The organism is Sphingomonas rhamnosi (assembly GCF_036663615.1).
Classification (GTDB): Bacteria; Pseudomonadota; Alphaproteobacteria; order Sphingomonadales; family Sphingomonadaceae; genus Sphingomonas.
In genome coordinates, this window is sequence record NZ_JAXOJJ010000032.1 from 1 (window position 1) to 1,197 (window position 1,197).

Below are 1,197 nucleotides of genomic sequence, written 5' to 3' on the forward strand. Positions count from 1 at the left end.
GCTTCGACATACGCATGGTTCACGAAATGCAGGTTCATGTCAGGCCGGCGATGCCACATGGGAATAGGCGCCGCTTCAATCAGTCCCGCCAATGCCGAAAATGCAGACCGCGCTTCGTCCGATTCCTGCGCCCGCCGTTCCAGTTCGCGCAAACTTTCGGTGGAATCAAAAAACCATAATAACGCTGCCCCGTTGGGGTAGATGATCGTATCCGCAATGTTGCCAACCACAGTCAGCCTGCGGCTCGACCCTTCAATTGCCAAAGGTAAAGTGAAGCCCTTCCCAGTACGTTGAGTTTCACGCACTTTTGCTTCAAGTTCGGCAAGATCCTCTAGGGCGAGGCCGGCATTGGTCCGTCCACCAAGTTCCGAAAGCGAGGACGCTGGCACGTCTAGACCAAGCAAACGTGCAAAGCGGTCGGGCGCTTCTATCCTGCCGTCACCCTTAACTACTACAGGAAAAGCAGGCGCGGTTTCAAGCAGGCGACTAAGCCGCGCCGTCTGGCGCAGCATCTTGTTGGACTGGCTGCGCATTGACAGCCCTATCCAAATGGCAACAATAGCTCCGACAAGCCAAAGTGCCATCAAAATCCCTATTAGTGCAATTGGCAGGCCAGTGCCTGTCATCGTCATGCGCCCTTTACGTTGCTGGCAATATGCTAATGCCCAAATGCTCGGGCCGCGCAACGAAAAAAGCCCGCCACGATTACGCAGCAGGCTTTCTTTTCGTCGTAAACGGACGCGTTATTAATAACGATAATGGTCTGGCTTGAACGGACCTTCGGTCGAAACACCGATATATCCTGCCTGTTTGGCAGTAAGCTTTGTCAACTTGACGCCCAGCTTTTCCAGGTGAAGCGTCGCGACTTTCTCGTCGAGATGCTTTGGCAAGACATAGACTTGGTTCTTGTAATTTTCACCGTTGGTCCAAAGCTCGATTTGCGCCAACACTTGGTTTGTAAAGCTTGCCGACATCACAAAACTTGGATGTCCGGTTGCACAGCCAAGGTTCACCAAACGGCCTATAGCAAGGACGATGATTTGCTTGCCGTCGGGGAACTGGACAAGGTCAGTGCCTGGCTTCACTTCAGTCCAGTTATAATTCGACAAAGCAGCAATCTGGATTTCGCTGTCGAAGTGACCGATGTTGCAGACGATGCTCATTGGCTTCATGTTCATCATATGCTCGGCGGTGATG

At 52.5% G+C, this 1,197-nt stretch carries 2 protein-coding genes; both read right to left on the bottom strand.

Annotated elements, in window-relative coordinates; all coding sequences use genetic code 11:
* Nucleotides 1-632, bottom strand: a 632-nt coding sequence (locus tag U1701_RS18645) for a PAS domain-containing protein (RefSeq protein WP_503676865.1), incomplete at its 3' end; no start/stop codon positions are given.
* A gap of 114 nt (nucleotides 633-746) precedes the next feature.
* The coding region (locus U1701_RS18650) for an adenosylhomocysteinase (RefSeq protein ID WP_332784052.1) at nucleotides 747-1,197 on the bottom strand (451 nt) is incomplete at its 5' end.